This window comes from Devosia sp. Z6_126, from assembly GCF_058133495.1.
This window is the reverse complement of the sequence record NZ_JBYUNO010000001.1, coordinates 530,032-550,843: the sequence shown is the minus strand read 5'-3', so window position 1 is coordinate 550,843 and position 20,812 is coordinate 530,032. Positions and strand designations below refer to the sequence as shown.

Sequence of the window (20,812 nt, the reverse complement as noted above, 5' to 3'; positions counted from 1 at the left end):
CGAGGGAACCCCACCCTTTGCCTCGGCTTAATGGTGCACAACCAGGAGGCAGAGATGATTGAAGACAAATTGCGCGAAACCATTATTGGCGAATTGCAGCGCCAAGCCAGCAACCAGCCTGACAAGCTCAAAGTCACCGCCCAGGACGATCGGCTGCGCGTCGAAGGCGACGTCAATCTCGATGATCTGGTGATGGCCGTGCTCGGCTCGGTGGCCGGCGGCCCCTAGGCCGTCCGGTCGCTCAACGTTTCAGCGGGGGGTTGCTCGACATGCCCCCGCTTTTGCAGCCAGATGGCAATAACGCTCCAGAGCAGCGCCCAAGCGGCGCCAATGCACCAGCCGGCCAGAATATCGCTGGGGAAATGCACCCCAAGATAAAGCCGGCTGAACCCGACCAAGAGGGTTAGGAAAACCGCAGCGCTCAGGGCATAGATCTTGAGCGCCAGTGTTGGTGCCAGCCGCGCCAGCAGCGCGCCGATCGAAAGATAGGTCACCGCCGAGAGCATCGAGTGCCCGCTGGGAAAGCTCGAGGTGAACTGGTGGGTAAAGGATTCAAGATCGGGGCGGGGACGGTCGTAACCCATCTTGAGCAAGGTACTGAGCGCCGTGCCGCTCAGCACGCACACCACCATGAGAAGGGCCGCATGGCGCAGGCCTGCCAGCACCAGATAGATCGCCACGCCCACGACAAGGAGCCCGAGGCAGGCGAAGCTGCCCAGCGCGGTGACGTCGCGCATCATCTCCTGCACCCACAGCGGCCCGATCAACTGATGGCTCGGGTCGGGCGTGCGGAACAACATCAGGAGGGCGGTGTCGAAAGCCTCGGTATCGCCTTCGCTGACCTGGTCGGCCAGTGACAGAAACGCCAGCACAAGCCCGCTCACCACGGCGATGCCAGCCAGCACACTCGCTTCCCCACGAGCGAAGTTGATGACGCTGCGCAGGTTCAACAATTGGGAAAGCGATCTTGCCATGTTTGCCTCTATTGGTGGGCGAGCAACGCCGCCGGAGGTCGCGATGTTCCACAATCGCAGGTGAGCCTTGTGGTGCGACGCCGCTGCATTGAACCATAGCGCGCTCTCACCGTTGTGTGACAGCGATTCCCCTTCTTTCAGCGGGCGACACTGATGGTCGAACGACATTTCCACGTGATCCTTAACACCAATGCCGGCACGGCCCATGCAACCGGCACGACGGGTGAGACGCTGGCGGCCATGTTCGCCGAGGCGGGGCTGGAGGCCACTATCGACGCCGACGGCGACGCGCCCTTCAAGGAACGCATCGAGCGGGCGCTGCAAAGCCCCGCCGATACCATAGTGGCCGCCGGTGGTGATGGCACGATCACGGCGCTCGCCCATGCGCTGGTCGGGACGGACAAGAACCTCGCCATCCTGCCGCTCGGGACCGTCAACCTGCTGGCGCGGGACCTGCATCTGCCCCTCACCGTGCCCGACGCGGTCAAGCAGCTGCAAACCGCCGAGCTTCGCCGCATCGATGTGGGGCAGATCAACGGGCAAACCTTCCTGCATAAGGTCGTCATCGGCACCATTCCCGGGGTAGCAGCCGGGCGCGAGCATATTCGCGGCACCATGAGCATCGGCACCAAGATCGCCTTTTTCCGCTATTTCACTCGCCGCCTGGCGCGGGCACGGCGCATGGCCGTGCGCATCGTGCCGCGCTCGGGCGAGGCGCGGGTGGAGCGGGTGCAGTCCATTGCCGTGTCGAGCAATGCCTATGAGGAGGGGTTCGGCAAGTTCTTTGCCCGTAACCGGCTGGATCGCGGGAGCCTGACGCTTTATGTGATCAAGCACCTCAATCTGGGTGACGTGGCGCGGCTGACAGCGCGCATGTTGCTCGGACGGTGGCGTGACGACGAGGCTCTCACCATTGAAAGCGTTGACGAATTGACTATTGAAACTCGCAAGAAGGCGCTCAAGGTGATGTTGGACGGAGAGGTCGAGACCTTCTCGACGCCCTTGCATTTCAAGATCCTGCCCCTGGCGCTTTCGGTGCTGGCGCCGGCTGCCCCCGAAGCGCCCGCCGATGCGCCCCTCCCCTTGGAGGAGGGGCTGGCTCCATGAAGGTCGTCCATCTCTCCGACTTGCATTTCGGCAAGCATGACACACGCATATCCGCAGGGTTGGCGGCCGATATCGAATTGCAACAGCCCGATCTGGTAGTGGTGAGCGGCGATTTTGCTCAGGTCGGCAGCCGGGAAGAGTTCGTTACGGCGCGAGCTTTTCTCGATTCCCTGAGCGCGCCCTATTTTGCAGTTCCCGGCAATCACGACGTCCCGGCGATCAATCTGGTACGCCGGTTCCTCAACCCTTATGGTCTTTACCGCCGCTATATCGCTGAGGAGCTGGAGCCGTTCCTGGAGCTCAATGGCGTCGCCTTTGTGGGTATGCGCACGTCTCGCCGCATGCGGCTGGAATGGAACTGGGGCCATGGCACCATTTCGCGCGATCAGCTGGAGCATCTTGAGGAGCGGTTCAGCAAGGCCTCTCCCGATGCGATCCGAGTGGTCGTTGCCCACCATCCACTGCTTTATCCCACCCAGCCCATGCAGCAAACCGAGGCCCGGATCGTCAAGCGAGCCGACGAGGCGCTCGAGACCTTTTCGCGTCTGGGCGTGCGGCTGGTGCTATCGGGCCATTTCCACCTCTCTTACGTGCGCAAGCACGAGGCGGTTGGTGCGGTCAAGGCAGGGGCGCCTACAGGGCTGCGCAAATCCGCCGTGGCGCCGATTTTGGTGGCACAGGCGTCTTCCACCATTTCCACGCGGCTGCGCGGTGAGCCTAATGCCTACAACCTCATTGATTTCAAGGACGGCATGATCGTCATCACCGTGCGCGAATGGGCGGGTGAAACCTGGAAGACGCGCGAAAAGGCCAGTGAGCCCGCTTGAGCGGTATTGCGCGCGGCGTCCTAGCTGCCGGGCGCCAAACCGCGCGCAAAAAAGACCCAGAGCTGTGTGCATGGCTCTGGGTCTTGCTATTCTTTGGAGGTCGCAGTTGGCCACTGCTGCATCTCAACGTCACAGGCGCGCAAACGGTTCCTTATGGTGCGCCTTTTTGTGCGCGCTCATTGTCCTTGTCGGCCTGTTCGGCGGCACCACGGGGCCCCGCCGGCTTGGGGGCACGATCGGCAACCGGGCTGTAGTTGGGATCCTCATCATCGACCGCCTTGCCGATGGGTTGAGCGGGTCCGCGCGGATTTTGGTTGGGCATGACTGAACTCCCTAATCGCCGTCGACAGCAACAGTCAGGGTTGCAAGAACGGCAGTGGTCACAGCGATCAACATGATGGTCATCGATTAACTCGACTGTTGGGTGGTCATGGGAGAACAACCCTCGTGGGGCGGGGGCGTTCCCTACCGATCGGCACTAACTTGAGCGAGCTGGCCGCGCCGCAGCGGCACCCCGATCAGGCGCTCATATTCGGCTTCCGGGACGCCGTAGCTGCCCTGGGCCACTGCTTCAAGCGTCGCACGGGAGACCACCTGCACATTGCCGCGCGTGGCCCGGATGGCGCCGAGCCCCTCGATAGTGTGCAATGCGTCGGTGATCCCGGCGCGGCGCACGCCGAGCCGCGTGGCCAGCAATTCATGGGTGAGGGGCAGATCGTTGCGATCGAGCCGGTCATGGGTCATCAACAGCCAGCGCGCAAGGCGCTGGTGCACGCTGTAGCGGGCATTGGCGACCACCGAATGGATGATCTGCAATTCAAGCGCGTGCACGAAGCGGAGCAGCAATTGCATGGTGGCATGGTGCCCGCCAATGGTCCGGCGCAGCGCTTCGCCGCTGATCTGCCAGCCGCTGCCCTCGATCTGCATGGAAATTTCATAGGGACTGGTGCCCACGGAAAGCAAGGCCTGATGGCCAATCATCGCCTCGCGGCCAAGATGGGCGGCTTCGACCATCTGGTTGTCCCCGCTGCGCGCCACAGCCGAAGCGAGCCCGGCTTCCAGAAAGACGTGGCACTGCACAGCCTGTCCTGCTCCGGCCAGAACCGTGTTGGTGGGCAGGCGCAAAAATTTGAGATGAGGATAAAGCGCAGCAAAGCTGTCTGCTGGCATGGTCCGTAGCAAATAATTGCCCATCAAGGGCTGGCGCGATTTGGGCACGGGGGCTCGTTTCTAGAGGGGAAAAGAGTGGCTGCAGACATAACTTACAGAAGCGCAAGTCGTTCGCTTTTTTCTACAATCGGACAAGGGCAGGAAAAACCGGAGTAGTCGCACTGATGCGCAAGAAACCTTTGGTGATTGGCTGGACGCTGGTGCCGTCCGAGCGCATGGCGCTGCTGGCCCGCTTCGTGCCGGTTTATCCTGATGTGGTTGCCCACCATGTGACGCTGCAATTTGGGGCGCCCGCCTGGGCAGCGCTCCCCGTGGACCGAACTGGCGACATCATCGGCCGGGTCGATGACGGCGTGGGTTTGGAAGCCCTGGTGCTGCGGATCGGCGGCACGAGCGATCGGCCGGGTGGCGGGACCTACCACATCACCTGGTCGCTGGATCGAGGCGCCGGGCGCAAGCCAGTCGACAGCAACGAAGTCCTGGCTCGCCTGGGCTGGACCGACATCGAGCCGGTTTGCGTGCGATTGCTGCCCGGCCGGTTCTAGCTCAGATAAAGCCGCGCTCGCGCAGTTCGGCAATCGACTGGGCGGCACTGCGGTGATGCACGAAAATGCCGCCGGCTTCTTCCCAGAGATGCCGGTACTTGTCGCGGTCGTCCACCAGCACATCGCCGGGATGGGCATGTTCGCGCTTGAGGGCAGCGCTGGTGGTGATCACCGGCACGCCGGGGAAATGCTGCTCGGCCCAGCGCCGCTTTTGCGGCTCGGCCCAATTGCCCCGAGGCAGGCCGGTGAGGATGATGGGGTTGAGATGCTTGACGGCGTCGAACAACTCCATGGCGTCAGGCAGGGGTTCGAGCCGCGCGAAGAACTCTGGCGCGGTTGCTAGGGCCTTCCAGAACTTGCCCAAGCCATGGCGGCGTTCATAGTCGCGCGTCGACATGCCGAAAATGGCCTCCGCCCCCTTGTCGAAATCGGCCAGAACGCCATCGCAATCCAGATAAACCTGCGCCATCCCCGTCCTCCTCAGCGCTTCAATGCGCAACGGGGCAAGTGGCTCCGCCTGCCCAGCATGAGGGGGATCGCGCAGGACAGCGCATGGCGGCGGTGAACTAAGTTGAATAGCGACATCATGTTTGGTTGACACATTTTAGAATGGTTATAAGGTGCAGCGTTCAAACGATGCAGCCGCTCCGCGCTCCGCGAGAGGAGCGGACAGAAAGGTCGATCTTGAGACTGACGCGCCAATCCAACTACGCCATCCGCACACTGGTTTACTGTGCAGTTAACGAGCCGGGTCTGAGCCGCGTTGCCGACATCGCCCGCGCTTATGCCATTTCCGAGCTGTTTTTGTTCAAGCTGATCAAGCCCCTGGTCGAAAATGGCCTGCTGCGCACCGTGCGCGGGCGCAAGGGGGGCATTACGCTGGGCAAACCTGCTGACCAGATCACGCTGCTTGAAACGATCCGGCTGACGGAAGAAAATTTCGCCCTGGCAGAGTGCTTTGAAGAAGGGGCCGATTGTCCCCTGATCGGCGAATGCGACCTGAACGGAGCCCTGCGCGAAGCACTGGGTGCGTTCTTCACCGTGCTGGAAGGCTACACCATCGCCGATCTCGCGCACAAGAAGCGCTCGATCCGCGAGCGGCTTGGCTTGCAGATGCTCGAGGAAGTCGGTCAAGCCGACGAGATCGAGGAAATCGAGCCGGAAGCCAGCCCAGCCTAGCAACAGGTCCGCTGCTGCCTTATCTAGGCTGGTTGGGACCATCGCGTCCCGACCGGCCCTTTGCGCTTGTCTCGCATTGATCCGCCCCCATCTTCTTAATTTATCGCGCCCAAACGCTTGGACGACTTATGGCTGCTGCCCCGCTTCTTTCCCTACAAAATATCCAACTGACCTTTGGCGGCACGCGCCTCCTCGAGGGCGCCGAACTGATTGTTTCCCCGGGCCAGCGCATTGCGCTGGTGGGGCGCAATGGCTCGGGCAAATCCACCTTGCTCAAGATCGCGGCCGGCGACGTGCAGCATGATGGGGGCGTTCGCTTCGTGGAGCCCAGCGCCACCTTGCGCTACCTGCCGCAAGAGCCTGATCTGTCCGCCTTTGCCACCACGCTCGAATATGTCGAGGGGGGCCTTGGGCCGGGCGATGATCTTTATCGCGCCCAGTATCTGCTGGAATCGCTGGGGCTGACCGGCACGGAAAATCCGAAAAACCTTTCTGGCGGCGAGGGACGCCGGGCGGCGCTGGCGCGAGTTTTGGCGCCAAAGCCCGATATCCTGCTGCTTGACGAGCCCACCAACCATCTTGATCTGCCCGCCATTGAATGGCTGCAGCAGGAACTCAACTCCATGCGCTCCGCCATGGTGCTGATCAGCCACGACCGTCGCTTCCTGTCCGACCTGACCCGCGCCACGGTGTGGCTCGATCGCGGGGTGACGCGGCGGCTGGACAAGGGCTTCTCGGCGTTTGAAGCCTGGCGCGACGAAGTGCTCGAGGAAGAAGAGCGCGACCGCCACAAGCTCGACCGCCAGATCGTGCGCGAAGAACATTGGCTGCGCTATGGCGTGACGGCGCGCCGCAAGCGCAATGTGGGGCGCCTCGAGCGCCTGTCCGGACTGCGCCAGAACCGGCGCGAGCAGCGGCGGGTCACGGGTTCGGTCAACATGCAAGTGTCCGAGGGTCGCACTTCGGGCGCGCTGGTGACCGAAGCCGAGAACATCAGCAAGACCTATGGCGACCGGGTGATTGTCGCCGATTTCTCCACCCGTGTTTTGCGCGGCGACCGGATTGGCATTGTCGGGCCGAACGGCGCGGGCAAGACCACGCTGATCAAGATGCTAACCGGCCTGCTGCCGCCCGATAGCGGTACCGTCAAGCTGGGCGCGGCGCTGGAAATGGCAATGCTCGATCAGGGCCGCGCCAAGCTGCAGCCCGAAACGCGCCTCAAGGATGCCCTGACCGGCGGGGGCAGCGACACCATCCACATCAATGGCGAGCCGCGCCATGTGGTGGGCTATATGAAGGATTTCCTCTTCACGCCCGAACAGGCAAATACGCCTATCGGCAAGCTGTCCGGTGGCGAGCGGGCCCGCGTGGCGCTGGCGCGCGCCTTGTCGCTGCCATCCAACTTCCTCGTGCTCGACGAGCCGACCAACGATCTCGACCTCGAAACCCTCGATCTGCTCGAGGAAATGGTTTCGGACTATGCCGGCACCGTTGTGGTGGTGAGCCACGATCGTGACTTCCTCGATCGCGTCGCCACCTCCATCATCATTGCCGAAGGGGATGGCATATGGACCGAATATGCCGGTGGCTATTCGGATATGGTGATCCAGCGCGGCGCTGGGGTTAATGCCCGCGCGCCCATAACCAAGGCGACCCACCGCCCCGGCAAGACCTCGCTGGCGCCGGTGACTGCGGCAACCGGCAAGCGCAAGCTTTCCTTCAAGGAGCGGCATGCGCTCGAGAGCCTGCCCAAGGACATCGAAAAGCTCGAGGCCGAGATCAAGGCGATCAACCAGGCGCTGAACGATCCCAAGCTTTATGCGCGCGACCCCGCGGCATTTGCTGAAAAGTCCAAGGCCCTGGTCGCAGCCCAAAGCCGGCGCGACACCGCCGAGCAGCAATGGCTTGAACTCGAGGAACTGCGCGAAACGCTCGAGGGCTAGGCGCCGTCGGCCCAGGGGAAAACGGGTGTGTCGAGGGCGTGCAGGTCTTCGACGGGCTCGCCCGCAATCCGCCGCAGCAGCAGCGAGCCCAGATTGAAGCCGGCTTTGTTGAAGTCCTCGAACACGGTTTCGGCCCCGGGCTGAAACTGGGCGAAGAGGGGAGAGGCTTGCTTGGTCACCACATGCACGCTTTGGCCCACGACGGGGCCGCTGTCGTTGAGACCGCCGATTATGGCGAGGGCTGAGAGCTCAGAGGCTCCGACATAGCCGTCGGGAGGATTAGGCCGCTTGGCGCGCTTGATCACATAAGTGCGGATGGCGTCGGTCGGGCTGGCCAGGGTGACATCAGCGGCGAATTCGCACTCGATGCCGGCCTCACCGGCAGCGCGGAGCATTCCCGTCTTGAGGTGTTCGGTATAGGTCAGCGCACTGTCGGGCAGCACGATGGAAACCTTGCGGCACCCCTTCTGCACCAGGCGCTTGACCGCGCCATAGGCGTAGGCCTCATTGTCGAAATCGGCGTAGGGATGCGCTTCGGGCCACAGGCAGCGGCCGTGACTGACAAAGGGGAAATCGTTATCCAGCAAGAAGAGGATGCGGTCGTCGAAGGTTTCCACCTTGGAAAACACCACCCCATCGGCCATGCCATTGCGAACGATATGCCGGATCGGCTCGATCGAGGGCACATTGCGAAACAATGGCGTGATGATGAGATGGAAGGGCGTGTTGCGCATCGCTTCAGTTAGCCCGGCAACGATCGACGAGCCAAAGCCATAGATCTGCTCGTCGGGTTCGAGCACCAAGGAAAGAACATTGGTGCGCCCGGTCTTGAGGCGTAGGGCCGCTCGATCAGGCAGGTAGCCGATATCGGCTGCGATCTTTTGCACGCGCTCGCGGGTGTCCTGGGCCAACTCGGGGGCATTGTTGAGGGCGCGCGAGATGGTGGTGACCGCCAGCCCGGTCATTTGTGCGATGGTTTTGAGGGTGGGCTTGCCGGACGGCTTGACGCCCCGCTTGGGCTGCACAGGGGCAGGCAGGTTGTGCTCGGACACTTGCAACTTCCTCCGAGCCGGGCGGGCTCCCGGCTGCGCTGTTATCGTCCGACACCCATCAGATCGCGTCGGACCTTTCAACGCCTTAGCGCCGATAGCCGGTTAAGGGAAGTCCGTCGCGCGTGGCGTCCCGGACCAAGACGAAAGTTGAGCAGGCTTTTTCGCCTAAACCAGCTTGTGCAGGGTCACTGTAGCTGGCTTTTCCGGCTCGGCTGCGTTATTTTGGTGTTGCAGCCAAACTGCTTCGGGTCAACGCCGCAGGAGAGGAATGAAGATGACATCATCGACGACCTTCACCATCCATGCTGGTTCCATGACCGTAGCCAAACTGCTCCGCCGCGCCAAACGTTGGCAAGGAATCTGTCGCTCCAAACGAATGTGACCACCCGTCACTCGTTTGTCTCACAAGACCGATAGAAGCCCAGCGTCCCCGCCTCTCGGCGGGTTTGTGGTCCAGCCAAGGGCTGACCGGACGCGCAAGTGGAGCATCCACCCATGCAGGAAAAGAATCTAGGCCGGGCCAAGACCGTCAGGCCCATCATTGTCGAGGTTGGCGGGGAGCCGCAGGGCATTGTCGTGCCTGAGAACGGCGGCTTTCGCTTTGTTGCGGTCAGGCTGCCCGCCTTCGCCATCGATGGCCAGCATTTCGAAACCATAGAAGCAGCACGCCGCGCGGCGTCAGTGGCCTTGCGCGCTGATAAAGGCAACGGCCACTGACGGGATCAAGGGGCTGGCGACGCCAGCTCCGTCTTAGCCATCATTGGTGGAATTGAGCTCTTCGGGGCGCTTGCCCTCGTCCAGCGGCGCTGGTTCGGCTCCGGCGGCGTGAGTTGGATCGAGTTCAGCGGCAATGGCGACGTCGATGGCTTCCGCCAGCGCCGGCACATCGACGCGAATGGCACCGTCATGCGCCTGCCGGTCAAGCTCGCTGGCAATCACCTCTGCTATGGTTTCGCGGCGATCCTCGCCAGCACCCGGATTATCCGTTGCCATCGATCGATATCCCTTGTTCGTCCACCCTGACCTCGATGCCGGGGCGTGTCTGTTGCTGATAGATGTAGATGCCGAAGGCAAGAACTGCGACCAGCAGAATGCCGATCACGACGTAAAGTCCGTTTTTGGACACGAAAAGCTCCTGAAACCCGGCTCCAACAACTTCCAACGCGATAAGCGAAGATCGGTTCAATACGCGGAGTTAAACGCCCAGCGCGCCGTCGAGGAGCCGATATTCCGTGGCTCGCCGGAACGGCTCTCCTGGAGAGGGCTCAACAAAAAGACAAATCCGGTCTAGCCGCACTGAGGTTGCCAGCACGGGCGCAAACCACGCCTCGGCGGCAGCCAGGACCCGGTCGTGATCGGCCTTACCTAGCCGATCGGTCAAGGTCATGTGAAACTGAAATTCCTCAAACACATAAGGGTAGCCATAGGCGCCGAGCAGTTCCTGCTGCCGTGGCGTCAACCCAGCCGCTGCGCGGCGGGCCTGATCCTTGAGCGACAGCGGCGCGCGAAAGGGCTCGAAACTTTCCACCACATGGGCCGCAAGATCCTGCAAAGCCTCGTTTGCCTGCGGGATCAGCGCAAGGAAGCCGTGCAAGGAAACGAGTTCGAGCCGCCCTAAGTATACCGGCGCGTGCTCGGCCGCAAAGCGAGCCAGCGCATCCTGCAACTCGGCTTCGCTGACATCACTGGCCAGCGCCATGGGCGCCTTGATGGTGGCGTGAAAGCCGTAGCGGCGGGCCGAGACGGTGAGGCCGTCGAGCTCCTCGCGGCCAAGCGGCGGGATGGGCTCGCGCACCATGCTCCCGGTGACGGGATCGCGCCCAAGCCACTGATTGGCTCTTGCCCAAAGCGGGTCCGACACATCAGGCGCATAGTAGATTGCATATCGTGGAGCCATAAGATCCTCGCGGGGAATAGAATATCTGCCTGCGGGCGTAGCGCCTGCTGGACAGTAACGATGGGCTTCGCCAAGTTGTGGCTATCGAGCGTCCCAAGGAATGACAAGCCACACTTATGGATCGAGACCTGCTCCAAGCCTGGTTCGGGCACGCCGTTGCCCAGGCCCAACCCGCTCTAGCGGTTCGCGATAACTTGCCGCCCAAGCCTCGGGGGCGCACCGTCGTGGTCGGGGCCGGCAAAGCTTCTGCCCAGATGGCGCAGGCTTTTGAAGCGGCTTGGGACGGACCGCTCAAGGGGCTGGTCGTCACGCGCTATGGCTATGGCGCGCCCTGCGAGCGCATCGAGATCGTGGAAGCCGCCCATCCGGTGCCCGACGAAGCGGGCTTTCTGGCAGCCCGGCGGATTGCCGAAACAATTTCGGGGCTTGGCCCTGACGATCTGGTCGTGGCGCTGATCTCGGGCGGCGGCTCGGCGCTGCTGCCGGCGCCTGCGCCGGGCCTGACGCTGGATGACGAGCAGGCCATCAACCGCGTTTTGCTGGCTTCAGGCGCCCCGATCGGGGTGATGAACCTGATCCGCAACCAGTTCTCGACCCTCAAGGGTGGGCGGCTGGCTGCACTGGCGGCGCCTGCGCGTGTGGCGACACTCGTCGTGTCCGATGTGCCGGGAGACGATCCAGCCATTGTAGCTTCAGGCCCGACGGTCGCTCTGGCTGGGACGCGCGAACTGGCGCGGAAGTATGCCACGCTTTATGACCTGCAATTGCCGCCCGCCGCGGCGTTGCTGCTGGCGGGTGACGAAAACCTCGCGCCGCTACCCGGCGATCCCATCTTCGCAACTCACACCGTGCGCACCATTGCGTCGGCGGCGGTGTCGCTGGAAAAGGTCGCCGAACTCGCCCGGAGCCGGGGGGTTGAAGCGGCAATCCTTTCGGACTCGGTGGAAGGAGAAGCGCGCGACGTGGCTCTGGTTCATGCCGCTTTGGCTCGTGAAATTGCCCAGCGCAACCGCCCGTTCGCCAAGCCGGTTGTGCTGCTTTCGGGCGGCGAGACCACGGTGACTTTGCGCGGCAATGGCCGGGGCGGGCGCAATGCCGAGTTCCTGCTGGCGCTCGCCATTGCACTGGATGGGGTGAATGGGATTTCGGCGCTGGCGGCGGATACGGATGGCATTGATGGCTCAGAGGACAATGCCGGGGCGTTCTGTGATGGCAGTTCGGCCACAAGAATGCGCCATGCCGGCATCGACCCGCTGGCGGCCCTCGCCAGCAATGACGCCTATGGTGCCTTTGCCGCCGTTGGCGACCTGTTGGTCACCGGGCCGACGGGCACCAATGTCAATGATTTCCGGGCAATCCTGATCCGTTGAGGGGCACGCGAATGGCAGGCGTTGTGGGTATTGGCGGCGTGTTTTTTCGCGCGAGCGACAAGGCGGCACTCGCGAGCTGGTATGAGCAGCATCTTGGCGTGACCGGTTTGTGGAACCAGGAGGCGGGCCTGACGGTATTTGCGCCCTTTGCGGCGGACACCGATCATTTTCCGGCAGCCAAGCAGTGGATGCTCAATTTCCGCGTCGATGACCTCGACGCCATGATCGCGCAACTGACCAGCGCCGGCATCGCGGTGGAAACCCGGCCCGACGAATGGGATCATCCCGAGACCGGCCGGTTCGCCCGCATCGAGGATCCAGAGGGTAATGCGATCGAGCTTTGGGAGCCGGCCACACCTCGCCCCTGATGGTCCGCCTGCCGGGCTTGGCAGATCGTCAAGGCTCTGCTCTAAACCGCTCATGGAGGAGCCGAACCATGGCCAAGCGCAAGATTGCCGTTATCGGGGTGGGCAAGATCGCCCAGGACCAGCACCTGCCGGTGATCGATAAGTCCAAGCATTTCGAACTTGCGGCGACGGTGTCGACGCGCGGCATTGGCCATAACGGGGTTCCGGTGTTCAAGACGCCGGGCGAGCTCTACGCCGCCATGCCGGAAGTCGATCTCGTCTCGGTTTGCACGCCCCCTGGCATTCGTCACCAATATGTCCGCGAGGCTCTAGAGGCCGGCAAGGACGTGATGATGGAAAAGCCCCCCACCACCACGATTTCCGAGCTCGATGACCTAGTGGCGCAGGCCAAGCGCCTCGATCGCGTGCTGTTCCAGACGTGGCATTCCCAATACAACGCCGCGGTCGACCGGACGCGCGAGCTGCTGGCCGAGCAGGGCGTGGCATCGGCGCGGATCGACTGGCGCGAAAGCGTGCGCAAATGGCATCCCGGTCAGGACTGGGTCTGGGAGCCCGGTGGGTTCGGCGTATGCGACCCCGGGATCAATGCCCTTTCCATCTTCACCAAGGTGATGCCGTTTCCGGTCTTTGTGCAAAGCGCCAAGCTGACTTTCCCCTCCAACCGGCAAACGCCGGTGGATGTCGAGATCGCCTTCAAGTCAGGCGAGCCGCATCAGCCCCAGATGAGCGCCGGCTTCAATTGGCTCGAGGAAAGCGGGGAGATCTGGACGATCCGTTTTGAGACGCAAAGGGGCGACGTGCTCAAGCTGGAAAAGGGCGGCACGGTGCTGCGCGTCGATGACGAGATCGTGGTGCAGAACCCCTCGGAAGAATATGAGGGGATCTATGAGCGGTTCGCAGCGCTCTTGGAGCGTGGCGAGAGCGACGTGGACGCCGCTCCCTTGCGCTTGATGGCCGATGTATTCCTGCTGGGCGCGCGGGAAAACGGCCCGGCATTCGAGTGGTAGGTGCTAGCGTCCGGCGGCGGTCAGGGCTTCCACCTGCTCGTCGCTGAGCTTGATCCGCACGCCCTTGGCAAGGCTCTTGACCTGCTCAACGGACGTCGCCGAGGCGATGGGCGCTGAAATGCCTGGCTGGGCAACGATCCAGGCGAGGGCCACTTCGGCCGGGGTAGCGTCGACCTCCGCTGAAACCTCATCGAGCGCCTTGAGGATCGCTTCGCCCTTGGGGTTAAGGTAGTTCTTGGCCCCGCCGCCGCGTGGGCTTTTGCCGAAATCGGCTTCCGAGCGGTACTTGCCGGTGAGGAACCCGGCAGCCAGGCTATAATAGCAGATGATGCCGAATTCTCCCTTTTCCGCCATCTCCTGCACTTCGCCCTCAACCTCGTCGCGGTCGTAAAGGTTGAAGCGGGGCTGGAGCACATCGTAGCGGGGCAGGGACTTGATGACGGAAATCTCATGGGCCTCGCGCATCATGGCCGCGGTGTAGTTCGAGGCACCGATCACGCGCACCTTGCCCGAGCGGATCAGCACATCATAGGCCGCGAGGGTTTCCTCATGCGGGGTATCCGGATCGGGCCAATGGCTCTGGTAGAGGTCGATATAATCGGTCTGCAACCGGCGCAGGGAGTCTTCGACGGCGCTCTTGATGGCCTCGGCGCCCAGGCCGCCGGGGTTCTTGGCCGAGTTGACCTTGGTGAAGATATGCACGCTGTCGCGGTTGCCGCGCGCCTTGAGCCACTCGCCAATAATGGTTTCGCTCTGGCCCGGCGGGTTGCCCGGCACCCAGTTGGGATAGCCTTCGGCAGTGTCGATGGCGGTAAAGCCTTCGTCCACAAAGGCGTCCAGCACCTCAAAGCCGGTGTTCTGGTCAACGGTCCAACCGAACACATTGCCGCCCAGCACCAGGGGTTCGATCACAAGTTCACTGCGGCCAAGCGGGCGACGATCCATGGGGCTCTCCTTCAGGGGTTCGCTGGGGTAACGCCCGGCGGCTCATTCGGTTCGGCCGGGGCAGGGGCAACGCAATAAGCCAGGGCACGATTGATCTCGTAGAGCGAGCCGGACAGGGGAATGAAGTTGAGCGGGGCGGGCGGGCCGGCGAGCGGATGCAGATAAGCCACCGCCCCGTTCTGGAGATTGTGGAGCAGCCACCCTTCAGGGTCGGGGAGCCTGGCGCCATAAGGTGCTTCGCCCTTTTCGGCAAGGAACGGGCGGTTGACCCTGTCGATGGTGATCAGCCACTCGCCGGCATGGGGCTCGGTGCGGCTGGTATGGGCATAGATGCCGATCGAGAAGTCGTCTTCGCAGCGCACGGCGATGCAGTTGAACTCCTCGGCTGTTGAGCGCAGCGCGCAGCCCAGGGTCGCCCGGTCGCCTTCGCCCGGAAGAGGAGAATAATGCCAGCCCTCTTCCTGTCCCTGGGCGGGCAGGAGCAGCAGCAGGCTCGCCAAGACTATACGCAACAGGATCATAGGGGCCTCGCTTCGATCAAATCCCAGCGATTGCCGTAGAGATCAGCGAACACCGCGACACTTCCATAAGGCTCATGCCGGGGTGCTTCAAGGAACTGAACGCCCTTTGCCGTCATCGCGGCGAAGTCAGCGGCGAAGTCGTCGGTTTGGAGAAACAACATGACGCGGCCGCCGGCTTGGCGGCCAATGGCGGCTTCCTGCTCGGGCCCATCTGCCCGGGCCAGGAGCAGCCGCACGCCCCGGCTTTCCCTAGGGGCGACCACCACCCAGCGCTTGCCGCCCAGCGGGGTATCCTCAAGAAGCGTGAAGTCCAGCAGGTCACAGTAATAGGCGATGGCCGCATCGTATTCGCGGACCACCAGGGTAACTGTTGTAATCGATCGGGCCATGCCGTGATGGAGCACTGCTACAAAGCAGCGGTCAAGAGCGGGCCCAGCAAAGAGCTGGATGGCGCCTTCATTGTGAAAAAAGGCCGCAGGGTCACAGCATTGACCAAACGGTAAAACTCCCCCATTGCGCTCCTTTGTTTTCTACGCTTTGTTGACCGTTAAGCCCGGCCGGCAAACCGGGCGCAAAAAAACTGTCCCGGGAGACACCAAATATGACATTGATGAAGAGCCTGCTGGCGGCGACCGCCGTGCTCGCACTGACTGCCGGCGCGGCCCAGGCCAAGCAGCTGGTCTATTGTTCCGAAGCTTCGCCGGCTCACTTCGATCCCGGTCCGCTGACCGGTGGCAACGATTTCGACGCCAGCTCGCACACCATCTATGACCGCCTGGTGCAGTTCGAGCCCGGCGGCACGGCGACCATTCCCGGCCTGGCCGAAAGCTGGGACATCTCCGAGGACGGCAAGGAGATCACCTTCCACCTGCGTCCGGGCGTCAAGTTCCACACCACGTCCTATTTCACCCCCACGCGCGACCTCAACGCCGATGACGTGATCTTCTCGTTTGAGCGCCAGTGGAAGGAAGACAGCCCGTGGTATGCTTACCTCGAGGGGATGACTTGGGATTACTTCCAGGGCATGGACATGGCCCGCTACCTGCAGGAAATCCGCAAGGATGACGACCTGACGGTGACCTTTGTTCTGACCGAACCCAATGCGCCCATGATCGCCAACCTGGCCATGGACTTTGCAGCCATTGTCTCCAAGGAATATGCCGACCAGCTCGAAGCATCCGGCGAGCTGGCGAGCTTCTCCACCCAGCCAGTCGGCACCGGCCCATTCATGCTGGTGGATTATCAGCTCGATACCGTGATCCGCTACCAGGCTTTCCCCGACTACTGGGATGGCAAGCAGCCGATCGATGACCTGGTATTCGCCATCACCACCGATCCTTCGGTGCGCGCGCAGCGTCTCCTCGCGGGCGAATGCGATATCATGTCCTATCCGGCGCCTGCCGACATCTCGCAGCTGCAGGCTGACCAGAACCTGAACGTGATGGAGCAGGAAGGCCTCAATATCGGCTACATGTCCTACAACGTCACCGAAGCGCCGTTTGACAATGTCAATGTGCGCAAGGCGTTGAGCATGGCAATCGACAAGGCTGCCATCATCGAGGCGGTGTATCAGGGCGCTGGCGAGGACGCCAAGAACCTGATCCCGCCCACTATGTGGTCCTATAACGAAGAAATTCCAGCCGACACCTATGACCCGGAAAAGGCGAAGGCCTTGCTTGCCGAAGCCGGCATCACCGAGCTGACCACTGACCTTTGGGCCATGCCGGTCTCGCGTCCCTATAATCCAAACGCTCAGCGCGTTGCCGAACTCATCCAGTCGGACTGGGCCGCTATTGGCGTCAAGGCCAATATCGTCACCTATGAATGGACCGAGTATCGCGAGCGCGGCAAGGCCGAGGACCGCAAGGGTCCATTCCAGATCGGCTGGACCGGGGACAATGGTGATCCGGACAACTTCTTTGCCACCCTGTTCTCCTGCTCGGCCATTGGCGTGTCCAATTATTCGAGCTGGTGCAACCAGGAATTCGAAGACCTGATCCAGAAGGCCAAGACCACTTCTGACCAGGAAGAGCGGGCCGCACTCTACCGCCAGGCCCAGGAAATCTTCAAGGCCGAAGAACCCGCCATGACTCTGGCTCATAGCCGGGTGTTCATGCCCATGAAAAAGACCGTCCTGAATTACAAGATGAGCCCGCTGGGCAACCACTCCTTCAAAGGCGTGGACATCGAGGAATAAGGATCATCGCCGGCGCCCCGCGCGCCGGCCCGTCCAAGATGGAACCTCGGTCCAGGCTGGACCGAGGTTTTCCATATACAAGGGGCCCCGAACCCAACCCATGCTCAACTTTATCCTGCGCCGACTGGCGCTGATTGTGCCGACAATGATCGGCATCACCCTTTGCGCGTTCTTTTTTGTGCGTGTTCTGCCGGGCGATCCAATTCTCGCCATGGCCGGCCAGCATGGCGTAACCCCTGAGCGCTACGAGATCCTGCGCGAGCAGTTTGGCTACAACCTGCCGCTCTGGCAGCAGTACTTCAATTACCTGGGCAACGTGCTGCAGGGCAATTTCGGTGTGTCGCTAGCCACCAAGCGCCCGGTGCTCACTGAGTTCATGACCTTGTTCCCAGCCACGATCGAGCTGGCCCTCGTGGCCATGCTCTTTGCGGTGATCGTAGGCATTCCGGCCGGTATCTTTGCCGCCGTCAAGCGCGGCTCGTGGTTCGACCAGCTCACCATGGGGATCGCGCTGACCGGCTATTCCATGCCCATCTTCTGGTGGGGCCTGCTGTTGATCATCTTCTTTTCGGGCTATCTGGGCTGGACCCCGGTGTCCGGACGCATCGCGCTGACCTTCTTTTTGCGCCCGATCACCGGCTTCATGCTGATCGATACGCTGCTTTACGGCAACTGGCCCGCCTTCGTGTCCGCCCTGCGCCACCTGATCTTGCCGGCCGTGGTGCTGGGCACTATCCCGCTTGCGGTGATTGCCCGGCAAACCCGCTCGGCTATGCTTGAAGTGCTGGGCGAGGACTATGTCCGCACCGCGCGCGCCAAGGGCCTCTCGCAACGCCGCGTCATTAATGTCCATGCCCTGCGCAACGCGCTGATTCCGGTGATCACCACGATCGGTCTCCAGGTCGGTCTGCTGCTGGGCGGCGCCATTCTCACCGAAACGATCTTCTCCTGGCCCGGTATCGGCAAGTGGATGATCGATTCCATCTCCAAGCGCGACTATGTCGTGGTGCAGTCCGGCCTGTTGCTGATTGCCCTGATCGTCATGGCCGTGAACTTGGCCGTCGATGTGCTCTATGCCGTCATCAATCCGCGCATCAGGGTGAAGTAGATGAGCCAGTTGCAAGCCACTCCCGTCGCCGACAAGGCCGACCTGGGCGCCAGTCTTCGCGAATTCTGGCATTATTTTTCCGTCAACCGCGGCGCCGTTATCGGCCTCGTCGTGTTCACCCTCCTGGTGCTGGTGGCGATCTTTGCCCCCTTGATCGCACCTCATTCGCCTGACCAGCAATTTCGCGACGCTCTCCTCAAGCCACCGGTTTGGGACGCAATGGGTGATCCACGGTTCCTGCTGGGCACCGACCCCGTGGGCCGAGATATCCTCAGCCGACTAATCCATGGCGCCCGTTATTCGCTGTTTATCGGCCTCTTTGTCGTGGTCGGCGCGCTGGTCGTGGGCGTGGTCCTGGGCGTGTTGGCCGGCTATTTCGGCGGCTGGGTCGATGCGCTGATCATGCGCCTCATGGATATTATCCTGGCGTTTCCCTCGCTGCTGCTGGCGCTGGTTCTGGTCGCCATTCTCGGGCCGGGGCTTTTCAATGCCATGGTCGCGATCGCGGTGGTGCTGCAGCCGCACTTCGCCCGGCTGGTGCGCGCAGCGGTGATGGCGGAAAAGAACCGCGAATATGTCACCGCCGCCAAGATGTCGGGCGCCGGCCACCTGCGCCTGATGATCGTTACCATCCTGCCCAACTGCCTGGGGCCGCTGATCGTGCAGGCCACGCTGAGCTTTTCCAACGCTATCCTCGATGCGGCGGCACTGGGCTTCCTGGGGATGGGGGCCCAGCCGCCTACGCCCGAATGGGGCACCATGCTCGCCACCGCGCGCGAGTTCATCCTGCGCGCACCCTGGGTGGTGACATTCCCGGGTCTCGCCATCCTCGTCACTGTGCTGGCCATCAACCTCATCGGTGATGGCATGCGCGACGCCCTTGATCCCAAGCTGAAGCGGAGCTGACCCATGCCTCTGCTGGACATTCGTAATCTTACCGTCTCGTTTGACACCTCCGCGGGTCTGTTCAAGGCCGTGGACGGGATCGACGTCTCCGTCGACAGCCGCGAAGTGCTCGCCATTGTGGGCGAGAGCGGCTCGGGCAAATCCGTGGCCATGTTGGCAGTTATGGGCCTCCTGCCCCCTACCGCTACCGTGACCGCCGACAAGATGGAGTTCGAGGGCCTTGACCTGCTCGGGATGAGCGCCCAGGCCAAGCGCAAGATCATCGGCAAGGACATTGCCATGATCTTCCAGGAGCCGGTCGCCAGCCTTAATCCCTGTTTCACCATTGGCTTTCAGCTCGAGGAAGTGCTCGGCGAGCATCTGGACCTGCATGGCCGGGCCGCGCGCGCTCGCGCGGTGGAACTGCTCCATCTGGTTGGCATCCGCGACGGTGCCGAACGCCTCGGCGCCTTTCCGCACCAGATGTCGGGTGGCCAATGCCAGCGCGTGATGATCGCCATGGCCATCGCCTGCAACCCCAAGCTCCTGATCGCCGATGAGCCGACCACGGCACTCGACGTCACCATTCAAAAACAAATCCTCGACCTGCTGGTGCGCCTACAGGCCGAGCATGGCATGGCCCTGATCATGATTACCCACGACATGGGTGTGGTCGCCGAAACGGCGGACCGCGTCATCGTTCAGTACAAGGGCCACAAGATGGAGGAAGCCGACGTGCTATCCTTGTTCGAAAACCCTCAGTCCAACTATACCAAGGCGCTGCTGTCGGCCTTGCCGGAAAACGCTGTCGGGGATCGGCTGCCCACCGTGGCGGACTTCGCCTTTGATCCCGAAACGGGGGCAGCCCGATGAGCACCCCCGTTCTGGAAGTCAAGAACCTGACGCGCGACTATGTTACGGCGGGCGGACTATTCCGCCCGGCCAAGGTCGTCCATGCGGTCAAGGGCGTCAATTTCTCGCTCCAGAAAGGCCGCACCCTTGCCGTGGTCGGCGAGAGTGGCTGCGGCAAATCAACCCTGGCGCGCATGATCACCTTGATCGATCCCCCGACCTCGGGTGAGATTCTGATCGATGGCGCCAAGGTGGATGCCAGCCATGCCCTGACCCGCGAAATGCGCCAGAAGGTGCAGATCGTGTTCCAAAATCCCTATGGCTCGCTCAATCCACGCCAGAAGATCGGCGACGTGCTCGCCGAGCCGCTGCTGCTCAACACTTCGATGGGCGCGGCCGAGCGGGCGGACAAGGCCATGTCCATGCTGCTCAAGGTTGGCCTTGGGCCCGAGCACTTCAATCGCTATCCGCATATGTTCTCGGGCGGGCAGCGCCAGCGCATCGCCATTGCCCGGGCGCTGATGCTCAATCCCTCGTTCCTGGTGCTCGACGAGCCGGTTTCGGCGCTGGACCTATCGGTGCAGGCGCAGATCCTCAACCAGCTCAAAGACCTTCAGGAAGAGTTCGGCCTGACCTATGTGTTCATCAGCCACGATCTGTCGGTGGTGCGCTATATCGCCGATGAGGTGATGGTGATGTATTTCGGCGATGTGGTGGAGCACGGCACCCGCGACGCGGTGTTCAGCGATCCGCAGCACGGCTACACCAAGACCCTGTTTGCCGCGACGCCCCGAACGGACATCGCCAGCATCAGGGAGCGGCTCGCGCGCAAGGCGGCATTGGAGGCGGCCAGCTAAAACCGTCA

General features: G+C 62.4%; 26 protein-coding genes. 15 read left to right on the top strand and 11 right to left on the bottom strand.

Annotation, left to right across the window (positions count from 1 at the left end; translation table 11 throughout):
- Window positions 1-54 precede the first annotated feature (54 nt).
- On the top strand, window positions 55-228 hold the full coding sequence (locus AC3YOG_RS02725; RefSeq protein WP_164854694.1) for a hypothetical protein: 174 nt from the start codon (window positions 55-57) through the stop codon (window positions 226-228).
- On the opposite strand, the gene AC3YOG_RS02720 is transcribed toward AC3YOG_RS02725, so the two are convergent.
- A complete protein-coding gene (locus AC3YOG_RS02720) occupies window positions 225-974 on the bottom strand; it encodes a phosphatase PAP2 family protein (RefSeq protein ID WP_489889287.1) in 750 nt (249 codons plus the stop codon). The two genes, AC3YOG_RS02725 and AC3YOG_RS02720, sit on opposite strands and share 4 nt — an antisense overlap.
- 153 nt (window positions 975-1,127) lie before the next feature.
- Here AC3YOG_RS02720 and AC3YOG_RS02715 point away from each other — a divergent pair, with 153 nt between their 5' ends.
- Both AC3YOG_RS02715 and AC3YOG_RS02710 read left to right on the top strand, forming a co-directional pair.
- Window positions 1,128-2,081: a diacylglycerol/lipid kinase family protein gene (locus tag AC3YOG_RS02715; protein WP_489933966.1), complete on the top strand. Its 954-nt coding sequence runs from the start codon at window positions 1,128-1,130 to the stop codon at window positions 2,079-2,081.
- Window positions 2,078-2,908, top strand: a complete 831-nt coding sequence (locus AC3YOG_RS02710; RefSeq protein WP_127751745.1) for a metallophosphoesterase family protein — start codon at window positions 2,078-2,080, stop codon at window positions 2,906-2,908. Before AC3YOG_RS02715 ends, AC3YOG_RS02710 begins: the two co-directional genes overlap by 4 nt.
- Window positions 2,909-3,059: 151 nt before the next feature.
- Here AC3YOG_RS02710 and AC3YOG_RS02705 read toward each other — a convergent pair whose 3' ends face one another.
- Together AC3YOG_RS02705 and AC3YOG_RS02700 are read right to left on the bottom strand one after the other, a co-directional pair.
- Window positions 3,060-3,230 carry a hypothetical protein gene (locus AC3YOG_RS02705; protein WP_172121954.1) on the bottom strand — a complete coding sequence of 57 codons (171 nt, stop codon included), beginning with the start codon at window positions 3,228-3,230 and terminating at the stop codon, window positions 3,060-3,062.
- Window positions 3,231-3,373: 143 nt separating this feature from the next.
- Complete coding sequence (locus AC3YOG_RS02700) at window positions 3,374-4,126, bottom strand: Crp/Fnr family transcriptional regulator (RefSeq protein WP_489889285.1); 753 nt, start codon at window positions 4,124-4,126, stop codon at window positions 3,374-3,376.
- A gap of 116 nt (window positions 4,127-4,242) precedes the next feature.
- Here AC3YOG_RS02700 and AC3YOG_RS02695 point away from each other — a divergent pair, with 116 nt between their 5' ends.
- Window positions 4,243-4,623 carry a hypothetical protein gene (locus AC3YOG_RS02695; RefSeq protein ID WP_489933965.1) on the top strand — a complete coding sequence of 127 codons (381 nt, stop codon included), beginning with the start codon at window positions 4,243-4,245 and terminating at the stop codon, window positions 4,621-4,623.
- Between the two features lies 1 nt (window position 4,624).
- On the opposite strand, the gene AC3YOG_RS02690 is transcribed toward AC3YOG_RS02695, so the two are convergent.
- Window positions 4,625-5,092, bottom strand: coding sequence for a 5' nucleotidase, NT5C type (locus AC3YOG_RS02690; protein WP_127751747.1), 468 nt, complete (start codon window positions 5,090-5,092; stop codon window positions 4,625-4,627).
- Window positions 5,093-5,307: 215 nt separating this feature from the next.
- On the opposite strand from AC3YOG_RS02690, the gene rirA reads away from it, so the two are divergent.
- Window positions 5,308-5,802, top strand: a complete 495-nt coding sequence (gene rirA / locus AC3YOG_RS02685) for an iron-responsive transcriptional regulator RirA (protein WP_127751748.1) — start codon at window positions 5,308-5,310, stop codon at window positions 5,800-5,802.
- A 128-nt stretch (window positions 5,803-5,930) separates the two neighbouring features.
- The gene (locus AC3YOG_RS02680; RefSeq protein ID WP_489933964.1) at window positions 5,931-7,745 is read left to right on the top strand and encodes an ABC-F family ATP-binding cassette domain-containing protein; all 1,815 of its coding nucleotides are present in this window, start codon (window positions 5,931-5,933) and stop codon (window positions 7,743-7,745) included.
- On the opposite strand, the gene AC3YOG_RS02675 is transcribed toward AC3YOG_RS02680, so the two are convergent.
- A complete protein-coding gene (locus tag AC3YOG_RS02675; RefSeq protein ID WP_489933963.1) occupies window positions 7,742-8,797 on the bottom strand; it encodes a LacI family transcriptional regulator in 1,056 nt (351 codons plus the stop codon). The genes AC3YOG_RS02680 and AC3YOG_RS02675 overlap by 4 nt on opposite strands.
- A gap of 495 nt (window positions 8,798-9,292) precedes the next feature.
- Here AC3YOG_RS02675 and AC3YOG_RS02670 point away from each other — a divergent pair, with 495 nt between their 5' ends.
- On the top strand, window positions 9,293-9,514 hold the full coding sequence (locus AC3YOG_RS02670) for a hypothetical protein (RefSeq protein ID WP_127751751.1): 222 nt from the start codon (window positions 9,293-9,295) through the stop codon (window positions 9,512-9,514).
- 33 nt (window positions 9,515-9,547) lie between these two features.
- Here AC3YOG_RS02670 and AC3YOG_RS02665 read toward each other — a convergent pair whose 3' ends face one another.
- The 3 genes from AC3YOG_RS02665 to AC3YOG_RS02655 all read right to left on the bottom strand — a co-directional run bounded on the left by AC3YOG_RS02665 (window position 9,548) and on the right by AC3YOG_RS02655 (window position 10,694).
- Window positions 9,548-9,790 carry a hypothetical protein gene (locus AC3YOG_RS02665; RefSeq protein ID WP_172121958.1) on the bottom strand — a complete coding sequence of 81 codons (243 nt, stop codon included), beginning with the start codon at window positions 9,788-9,790 and terminating at the stop codon, window positions 9,548-9,550.
- Complete coding sequence (locus tag AC3YOG_RS02660; RefSeq protein ID WP_164854696.1) at window positions 9,777-9,923, bottom strand: hypothetical protein; 147 nt, start codon at window positions 9,921-9,923, stop codon at window positions 9,777-9,779. The genes AC3YOG_RS02665 and AC3YOG_RS02660 overlap by 14 nt, the downstream gene beginning before the upstream one ends.
- A gap of 69 nt (window positions 9,924-9,992) precedes the next feature.
- On the bottom strand, window positions 9,993-10,694 hold the full coding sequence (locus AC3YOG_RS02655) for a DUF1045 domain-containing protein (RefSeq protein WP_489933962.1): 702 nt from the start codon (window positions 10,692-10,694) through the stop codon (window positions 9,993-9,995).
- A 116-nt stretch (window positions 10,695-10,810) separates the two neighbouring features.
- On the opposite strand from AC3YOG_RS02655, the gene AC3YOG_RS02650 reads away from it, so the two are divergent.
- The 3 genes from AC3YOG_RS02650 (at window position 10,811) to AC3YOG_RS02640 (ending at window position 13,439) form a co-directional block, all read left to right on the top strand.
- On the top strand, window positions 10,811-12,064 hold the full coding sequence (locus tag AC3YOG_RS02650; RefSeq protein WP_489933961.1) for a glycerate kinase type-2 family protein: 1,254 nt from the start codon (window positions 10,811-10,813) through the stop codon (window positions 12,062-12,064).
- An 11-nt stretch (window positions 12,065-12,075) separates the two neighbouring features.
- Window positions 12,076-12,432 carry a VOC family protein gene (locus AC3YOG_RS02645; protein ID WP_489933960.1) on the top strand — a complete coding sequence of 119 codons (357 nt, stop codon included), beginning with the start codon at window positions 12,076-12,078 and terminating at the stop codon, window positions 12,430-12,432.
- 68 nt (window positions 12,433-12,500) lie between these two features.
- On the top strand, window positions 12,501-13,439 hold the full coding sequence (locus AC3YOG_RS02640; RefSeq protein WP_489933959.1) for a Gfo/Idh/MocA family protein: 939 nt from the start codon (window positions 12,501-12,503) through the stop codon (window positions 13,437-13,439).
- Between the two features lie 3 nt (window positions 13,440-13,442).
- Here AC3YOG_RS02640 and AC3YOG_RS02635 read toward each other — a convergent pair whose 3' ends face one another.
- The 3 genes from AC3YOG_RS02635 to AC3YOG_RS02625 are packed head-to-tail and all read right to left on the bottom strand — an operon-like array spanning window position 13,443 to window position 15,294.
- A complete protein-coding gene (locus AC3YOG_RS02635; protein ID WP_489933958.1) occupies window positions 13,443-14,384 on the bottom strand; it encodes an aldo/keto reductase in 942 nt (313 codons plus the stop codon).
- Window positions 14,385-14,395: 11 nt separating this feature from the next.
- The gene (locus AC3YOG_RS02630) at window positions 14,396-14,905 is read right to left on the bottom strand and encodes a hypothetical protein (protein WP_489933957.1); all 510 of its coding nucleotides are present in this window, start codon (window positions 14,903-14,905) and stop codon (window positions 14,396-14,398) included.
- The gene (locus tag AC3YOG_RS02625; RefSeq protein ID WP_127751759.1) at window positions 14,902-15,294 is read right to left on the bottom strand and encodes a VOC family protein; all 393 of its coding nucleotides are present in this window, start codon (window positions 15,292-15,294) and stop codon (window positions 14,902-14,904) included. The genes AC3YOG_RS02630 and AC3YOG_RS02625 overlap by 4 nt, the downstream gene beginning before the upstream one ends.
- Window positions 15,295-15,506: 212 nt before the next feature.
- Here AC3YOG_RS02625 and AC3YOG_RS02620 point away from each other — a divergent pair, with 212 nt between their 5' ends.
- From AC3YOG_RS02620 to AC3YOG_RS02600, 5 genes are all read left to right on the top strand, one after another.
- Entirely contained in the window at window positions 15,507-17,102 is a 1,596-nt protein-coding gene (locus tag AC3YOG_RS02620; RefSeq protein ID WP_489933956.1) for an ABC transporter substrate-binding protein, read from the top strand.
- A 100-nt stretch (window positions 17,103-17,202) separates the two neighbouring features.
- Window positions 17,203-18,210 (top strand): ABC transporter permease subunit, encoded by a 1,008-nt coding sequence (locus AC3YOG_RS02615; RefSeq protein ID WP_127751760.1) that lies wholly within the window; start codon window positions 17,203-17,205, stop codon window positions 18,208-18,210.
- Complete coding sequence (locus AC3YOG_RS02610) at window positions 18,211-19,116, top strand: ABC transporter permease subunit (RefSeq protein WP_127751761.1); 906 nt, start codon at window positions 18,211-18,213, stop codon at window positions 19,114-19,116.
- 3 nt (window positions 19,117-19,119) lie between these two features.
- Window positions 19,120-19,968: an ABC transporter ATP-binding protein gene (locus AC3YOG_RS02605; protein ID WP_127751762.1), complete on the top strand. Its 849-nt coding sequence runs from the start codon at window positions 19,120-19,122 to the stop codon at window positions 19,966-19,968.
- A complete protein-coding gene (locus AC3YOG_RS02600) occupies window positions 19,965-20,804 on the top strand; it encodes an ABC transporter ATP-binding protein (RefSeq protein WP_489933955.1) in 840 nt (279 codons plus the stop codon). Before AC3YOG_RS02605 ends, AC3YOG_RS02600 begins: the two co-directional genes overlap by 4 nt.
- Window positions 20,805-20,812: the final 8 nt, after the last annotated feature.